8 protein-coding genes are annotated in these 6485 nt (G+C 69.2%); 3 read left to right on the top strand and 5 right to left on the bottom strand.

All coding sequences use genetic code 11. The features are described from left to right. Nucleotides 1-276, top strand: a 276-nt coding sequence (locus tag ACLF5H_RS08630; protein ID WP_421675459.1) for a hypothetical protein, incomplete at its 5' end; no start/stop codon positions are given. Nucleotides 277-376: 100 nt separating this feature from the next. Here ACLF5H_RS08630 and ACLF5H_RS08625 read toward each other — a convergent pair. The 3 genes from ACLF5H_RS08625 to thyX form a co-directional block, all read right to left on the bottom strand. Next, nucleotides 377-2062: a ribonuclease J gene (locus tag ACLF5H_RS08625; protein ID WP_421675458.1), complete on the bottom strand. Its 1686-nt coding sequence runs from the start codon at nt 2060-2062 to the stop codon at nt 377-379. 194 nt (nt 2063-2256) lie between these two features. Then, nucleotides 2257-3156: a 4-hydroxy-tetrahydrodipicolinate synthase gene (gene dapA / locus ACLF5H_RS08620; protein ID WP_128791958.1), complete on the bottom strand. Its 900-nt coding sequence runs from the start codon at nt 3154-3156 to the stop codon at nt 2257-2259. A 212-nt stretch (nt 3157-3368) separates the two neighbouring features. After that, nucleotides 3369-4118 carry an FAD-dependent thymidylate synthase gene (gene thyX, locus ACLF5H_RS08615; RefSeq protein WP_421675457.1) on the bottom strand — a complete coding sequence of 250 codons (750 nt, stop codon included), beginning with the start codon at nt 4116-4118 and terminating at the stop codon, nt 3369-3371. Nucleotides 4119-4294: 176 nt separating this feature from the next. On the opposite strand from thyX, the gene ACLF5H_RS08610 reads away from it, so the two are divergent. Then, nucleotides 4295-4531, top strand: coding sequence for a hypothetical protein (locus ACLF5H_RS08610; protein WP_361676814.1), 237 nt, complete (start codon nt 4295-4297; stop codon nt 4529-4531). A 90-nt stretch (nt 4532-4621) separates the two neighbouring features. Then, nucleotides 4622-5170: a hypothetical protein gene (locus ACLF5H_RS08605; RefSeq protein WP_421675456.1), complete on the top strand. Its 549-nt coding sequence runs from the start codon at nt 4622-4624 to the stop codon at nt 5168-5170. Nucleotides 5171-5251: 81 nt separating this feature from the next. On the opposite strand, the gene ACLF5H_RS08600 is transcribed toward ACLF5H_RS08605, so the two are convergent. After that, nucleotides 5252-5707 carry a hypothetical protein gene (locus ACLF5H_RS08600; RefSeq protein ID WP_421675455.1) on the bottom strand — a complete coding sequence of 152 codons (456 nt, stop codon included), beginning with the start codon at nt 5705-5707 and terminating at the stop codon, nt 5252-5254. Nucleotides 5708-5720: 13 nt separating this feature from the next. Continuing rightward, entirely contained in the window at nt 5721-6473 is a 753-nt protein-coding gene (dapB, locus tag ACLF5H_RS08595; RefSeq protein ID WP_421675454.1) for a 4-hydroxy-tetrahydrodipicolinate reductase, read from the bottom strand. Nucleotides 6474-6485: the final 12 nt, after the last annotated feature.

Below are 6485 nucleotides of genomic sequence, written 5' to 3'. Positions count from 1 at the left end.
GTGATGACCGGAGACGGGGTATCAACATATCTGGCGTTGACTTTTGGCACGCTGTTGAGTTCTCAAGGAACGGTCGCTTCCTTTGTACTCACCCTCTCGGGCTTTCCTCCGGGCTTCCCTTCGTGTTTCCGACTCTATCAGATCTTTTCTCGATCCGATTTCCTCGGTGCTTTCCAGGTTTCCGCTTTCGCGTTTCCCTTTCCGGCGGTTCCGACTTTATCAGAAGTTCTGAGTCGGATTTCCCTCCCGGTCCTGGGCACCTTGTCCAGCACGTGAAGTGCTGGGGTTCCCAACCGGGCGAGGTCGTAAACGTACTGGAGCGGGGCGCCCCGATGCAAATCGAGGCGCCCCGCTCCCGGCACGAGCCGACGGGTCGTCAGACCTCCACGACCACAGGCAGGATCATCGGCCTGCGGCGGTAGTTGTCCGAGACCCACTTGCCGAGCGTGCGGCGGATCAGCTGCTGGAGCTGGTGGGGCTCCACGACGCCGTCCTGGGCGGACCGTTCCAGAACCTCGTTGATCTTCGGGACGACCTCGGTGAAGACCGAGTCCTCGATGCCGGAGCCGCGGGCCTGGATGTGCGGGCCCCCGGTGATCTTGCCGGTGGAGGAGTCCACGACCACGAAGACCGAGATGATGCCCTCGTCGCCGAGGATCTTGCGGTCCTTGAGCGCGGGCTCGCCCACATCGCCGACGGAGAGCCCGTCGACGTAGACGTAGCCGGCCTGGACCTTGCCGGAGATCTTGGCCTTGCCCTCGATCAGGTCCACCACCACGCCGTCCTCGGCGATGACGATCCGGTCGTGCGGGACGCCCGTGAGCGCGCCCAGCTCGGCGTTGGCGCGCAGATGGCGCCATTCGCCGTGCACCGGCATCAGGTTCTTCGGGCGGCAGATGTTGTAGAAGTACAGCAGCTCGCCCGCGGAGGCGTGACCGGAGACGTGCACCTTGGCGTTGCCCTTGTGGACGACGTTGGCGCCCCAGCGGGTCAGACCGTTGATCACGCGGTAGACCGCGTTCTCGTTACCGGGGATCAGCGACGAGGCCAGGATGACCGTGTCGCCGTCGACGATGCGGATCTGGTGGTCGCGGTTGGCCATCCGGGACAGCGCCGCCATCGGCTCGCCCTGGGAGCCCGTGCAGACCAGGACCACCTCATGGTCGGGCAGGTCGTCCAGCGTCCTGACGTCGACCACCAGGCCCGGCGGGACCTTCAGATAGCCGAGGTCACGGGCGATGCCCATGTTGCGGACCATGGAGCGGCCGACGAAGGCGACCCGGCGGCCGTACTCGTGCGCCGCGTCCAGGATCTGCTGGATGCGGTGGACATGGCTGGCGAAGCTCGCCACGATGATCCGCTTGCGGGCGCCGGCGAAGACCGTGCGCAGCACGCTGGAGATGTCCCGCTCGTGCGGGGTGAAGCCGGGGACCTCGGCGTTCGTGGAGTCGGTCAGCAGGAGGTCGATGCCCTCGTCGCTGAGCCGCGCGAACGCGTGCAGGTCGGTGAGCCGGTTGTCCAGCGGCAGCTGGTCCATCTTGAAGTCGCCGGTGTGCACCACCATGCCCGCGGGGGTGCGGATGGCGACGGCCAGGGCGTCCGGGATGGAGTGGTTGACGGCGATGAACTCGCAGTCGAAGGGACCGATGCGCTCGCGGTTCCCCTCGGCCACCTCCAGCGTGTACGGCCGGATGCGGTGCTCCTGGAGCTTGGCCTCGATCAGCGCGAGGGTCAGCTTGGAGCCGATCAGCGGGATGTCCGGCTTCTCGCGGAGCAGGAAGGGGACGCCGCCGATGTGGTCCTCGTGGCCATGCGTGAGGACGATGCCCTCGATGTCGTCGAGGCGGTCCCGGATGGACGAGAAGTCCGGCAGGATCAGGTCGATTCCGGGCTGCTCCTCCTCGGGGAAGAGCACTCCGCAGTCGACGATCAGCAGACGGCCGCCGTACTCGAAGACCGTCATGTTCCGGCCGATCTCGCCGAGACCGCCGAGCGGGGTGACCCTCAGGCCGCCCGTGGGGAGCGGCGGGGGCGGGCCCAGTTCAGGATGCGGATGACTCAAAAGACTCTCCTCAACCACACGCGCCACGTACCGGTAGGGCACGTGGCGCGCATGACGTTCGTGCGAAGCAGTTGTCGTTGTGGAATGCGGGACCGGTGCCCGCGTATTCGGTTGTGGTGTCTTCAGTTGTGAAGCCCCGGAGGCTTCCGGGAGCTTCTGGACCGGGAGGGTCCGGGTGGTGCTGAAGTCTGTTGCTAGAGCTGTACCCCGCCGGCAGCAAGATCGATCTTGAGCTGGGCGATCTCCTCGGGCGAACACTCCACCATGGGCGAGCGCAGCGGGCCGCCGGGCAGCCCCAGCAGGTCGAGCGCGGCCTTGGTGGTCATGACGCCCTGGGTGCGGAACATGCCGGTGTAGACCGGGAGCAGCTTCTGGTGGATCTCGGTGGCCTTGACGACGTCACCGGAGGTGTACGCGTCGACCAGGGCCCGCAGGTCCGGGGTGACCAGGTGGCCGACGACCGAGACGAAGCCGACCGCGCCCACGGAGAGCAGCGGCAGGTTCAGCATGTCGTCGCCGGAGTACCAGGCGAGGCCGGACTGGGCGATGGCCCAGCTGGCGCGGCCGAGGTCGCCCTTGGCGTCCTTGTTGGCGACGATCCGGGGGTGCTCGGCGAGCCGCACGAGCGTCTCGGTGTTGATCGGGACGCCGCTGCGGCCGGGGATGTCGTAGAGCATGTTCGGCAGGCCGGTCGCGTCGGCGATGGCCGTGAAGTGCCGGTACAGGCCCTCCTGCGGGGGCTTGTTGTAGTACGGCGTGACGACCAGGAGGCCGTGGACGCCGATGCGCTCGGCCTCCCGGGCCAGCTCGATGCTGTGGTGGGTGTCGTTGGTGCCGACCCCGGCCACGACATGGGCGCGGTCGCCGACCGCTTCCAGGACGGCTCGTACGAGGTCCGATTTCTCCGCGTCACTGGTGGTGGGGGACTCGCCGGTGGTGCCGTTGATGATCAGGCCGTCGTTGCCTGCGTCCACCAGGTGGGCGGCGAGCCGCTGCGCGCCGTCGAGGTCAAGTGCGCCGTCCGCCGTGAAGGGCGTGACCATGGCGGTGAGGACCCGCCCGAAGGGGGTCTGCGGAGTCGAGGTCGGAGCCATGGGTAACACGCTACTCGGTGCGCCCTGTGCGGTCTGCCCTTGGGGGTCCGGGCAAGTCAGGACAAAAGTGGAACCCGGCACTGCCTGCTCGGGGGTTCAGGCAGTGCCGGGTCCGTTTGATCAGGCTAGATGAACTTCTCTAAATGCCGCAATACGGACACTTCAGGAGGCTGACCCGTACATCCGTTCCGCGCGACACCGCAGGGCCCTCGTCACGGGGCCACACGGCCGTTCGCGTTGTACGCGGCGTACGTCAGCGGCATGAGCTTCGCCCACTCCGCCTCCATCTTCTCGCCCACCATCTCGATCTCCCGCTGCGGGAAGGACGGCACCTTGGCCAGCTCGTGCTGGGTGCGCAGGCCGAGGAAGTGCATCAGGGAGCGCGCGTTGCAGGTGGCGTACATCGAGGAGTACAGGCCGACGGGGAGCACCGAGCGGGCGACCTCACGGGCCACGCCCTCGGCGAGGAGCTGCTGGTAGGAGGCGTACGACTGCTCGTACGACGCCTCCAGGGTGCCCTTGACCGCGGAGTGCTGCTCCGGGGTGCCCTCGACGAAGACGTACTTGCCGGGGCGGCCCTGCTGCACGAGCTTGCGGGCGGTGTCGGGGACGTAGAAGACGGGCTCCAGCTCGCGGTAGCGGCCGGACTCCTCGTTGTAGGACCAGCCCACGCGGTGCCGCATGAACTCGCGGAAGACGAAGATCGGGGCGCTGATGAAGAAGGTCATCGAGTTGTGCTCGAACGGGCTGCCGTGCCGGTCGCGCATCAAGTAGTTGATCAGGCCCTTGGAGCGCTCGGGGTCCTTCTTCAGCTCGTCCAGGGACTGCTCACCGGCGGTGGAGACGCGGGCGGCGAAGAGGACGTCGGCGTCCGAAGCGCTGGACTTCACCAGCTCGACGGTGACATCGCTGCGGAACGTGAGCGACTCGGGGGTGGTCACGGGGGTTGGGGTCCTTCCCATCACTTCGGTGGTTCGCGCCCACCTTACGGGGCACCCGCCGGGGCCGGAGCGGGACCTCACCCCAAAAAACGTGCCGACGACTTTTTCCGACATGGGCACCTTTTGCGGTACTCGAGCGTCTGTACCGGTGAGACCCGCACGTTCGACCCCGAACCGGGAAAGGAATGGCAACCGCGATGTCCCGCCGACGCGAGCCCGTACCCTTCGCCTTCCTCGCCGAGGGCGACACGTTCCGCAGCAATGTGACTCCCCCGCCGCGCCGCCGGGCGTCCTTCGGTGAGATAGCCGGGCGCTGGCTGCTGGGTCTGACCGTCGTGGCCGGACTGGTGGGCGCGCTGATCATCGGCATGCCGTCGCTGTCCACGCCCGCGGATCCGCCGGCGCCGCAGTCCCAGGCCTCCGAGGGGCACTGACCCTTACGGCGGCTCCCGGCTGGTGAGCGGACAGGCGGCCGGATAGCCTCACCGGGCACAGCCCCCGCGAGGACCGAGTGAGGAACCGCCGTGCCCCTGCCCTTCCTGACGGCCGACCGTCCCTTCGAGGCGGCCTCCGAGAGCGCACTGCCGTACGACGACCGGGACCGCTGGCGGCGCCCCTACCGTCCCGGCCCCTGGCGGGTGGGGGTGGCGGCGCTGGTGCTGATGGTGGCGTCGTTCGTGCTGTTCGCGGCGGTGCTGATCGCGTTGACCGGCTCGTCCTCGTCCGCGATTGTCGTGCTCGGCATCGGTCTGCTGGTGATCGCCGGGGCGCTGCGGCTGCTGCGGATGGGCGTGTGGGTGAGCCCCCGGGGAGTACGGCGGGTCGGGTTCCTGCTGACGCGGACGGTGCCGTGGGCGCGGGTGGGGTCCGTGCGGACGGTGCAGCAGCCGGTGCGGTGGCTGGGGCTGCCGAGGACGGTGCAGGGACAGGCGCTGGTGCGGGTCCCCGCGGGGCGGCCGGGGGACGCGGTGCCGCTGCTCACGACGGCCTCGCTGGACTTCCTCAACCGGCCGGCGGCGTTCGACCGGGCGGCCGACGTGGTGGAGGCGTGGGCGGCGGAACGCTGCCGCTGAGGTGCCCCGTAAGGGGCGCGGGGAACTGCGCGAGCGGCCACGACGCACCGGCGGGTACGAAGCGGCCGATGCCCCGCGGGATCACGCGTCCATCGGAGTACGACCCGCGTGCAGGGCGATCGCCCGTTGCATCGCCTTGCGCGCCCGGGGCGTGTCGCGGGCGTCGTGGTAGGCGACCGCCAGCCGGAACCAGCAGCGCCAGTCGTCCGGGGAGGACTCCGTCTCGGCCTTTCGGCGGGCGAAGACCTCGTCCGCCGAGTCGCGGTCGATACGGCCGCCCGCCGTGCGCTTGAGCTCGTCCACGGGCAGGCCCCCCTCCGCGTCGAGTTCGGCGGCGAGCTGGTTGGCCCGGCGGACGAACTGGGTGTTCTTCCACAGGAACCACAGGCCGATGACCGGCAGGATCAGCACCGCGATCCCGAAGGTCACGGTGAGGGCCGTGCCGGTCTGTATGAGCAGCACACCGCGGCTGCCGACCAGGACGAAGTAGAAGACCAGGACGGCGGCCGTGATGAGGTAATTGATCTTCGCGCGCATGGCAGGGGCTGTCTCAGCTCAGGTCGAGGAAGTTCTCGAGGCCGAAGGTCAGGCCCGGAGTGGTGACCACGCGGCGGGCGCCGAGCAGGATGCCCGGCATGAAGCTGCTGTGGTGCAGGGAGTCGTGGCGGATGGTGAGGGTCTCGCCCTCGGCGCCGAGCAGCACCTCCTGGTGGGCCAGGAGACCGCGCAGCCGCACGGCGTGCACGGGGACGCCGTCCACGTCGGCGCCGCGGGCACCGTCGAGCGCGGTGACCGTGGCGTCCGGGGCCGGCGCGGTGCCGGCCGCGCGGCGGGCCTCGGCGATGAGCTGCGCGGTGCGCGTGGCCGTACCGGACGGCGCGTCGACCTTGTTGGGGTGGTGCAGCTCGACCACCTCGACCGATTCGAAGTACGGCGCGGCCAGCTGCGCGAACTTCATGGTCAGCACGGCCCCGATGGAGAAGTTCGGGGCGATGAGCACGCCGGTCCGAGGGGACTGGTCGAGCCAGCCCCGCAGCTGCGCGAGGCGGTCCTCGGTCCAGCCGGTCGTCCCGACGACCGCGTGGATGCCGTGGCGCACGCAGAAGTCGAGGTTGCCCATGACCGAGGCGGGAGTGGTCAGTTCGACGGCGACCTGGGCGCCGGTCTCCGCCAGCGTCTCCAGCTTGTCACCGCGGCCGAGGGCGGCCACCAGCTCCATGTCCTCGGCGGCCTCGACCGCCTTGACGGCCTCGGACCCGATCCGGCCCCTGGCCCCGAGGACCGCCACGCGCAGCTTGCTCATCTTCGCTTCCTT

This window comes from Streptomyces sp. LaBMicrA B280, assembly GCF_049222185.1.
In the GTDB taxonomy this organism is placed as follows: domain Bacteria; phylum Actinomycetota; class Actinomycetes; order Streptomycetales; family Streptomycetaceae; genus Streptomyces; species Streptomyces murinus.
The sequence above is the reverse complement of the archived record's forward strand: the minus strand, read 5'-3'. Positions and strand labels throughout refer to the sequence as shown.

Excerpts from the sequence above, each read along its gene's own strand:
- ACLF5H_RS08610 (WP_361676814.1), top strand. The coding sequence starts at position 4,295 with ATGTCCCGCCGACGCGAGCCCGTACCCTTCGCCTTCCTCGCCGAGGGC.
- dapA (WP_128791958.1), bottom strand. The coding sequence starts at position 3,156 with ATGGCTCCGACCTCGACTCCGCAGACCCCCTTCGGGCGGGTCCTCACC.
- ACLF5H_RS08600 (WP_421675455.1), bottom strand. The coding sequence starts at position 5,707 with ATGCGCGCGAAGATCAATTACCTCATCACGGCCGCCGTCCTGGTCTTC.
- dapB (WP_421675454.1), bottom strand. The coding sequence starts at position 6,473 with ATGAGCAAGCTGCGCGTGGCGGTCCTCGGGGCCAGGGGCCGGATCGGG.
- thyX (WP_421675457.1), bottom strand. The coding sequence starts at position 4,118 with ATGGGAAGGACCCCAACCCCCGTGACCACCCCCGAGTCGCTCACGTTC.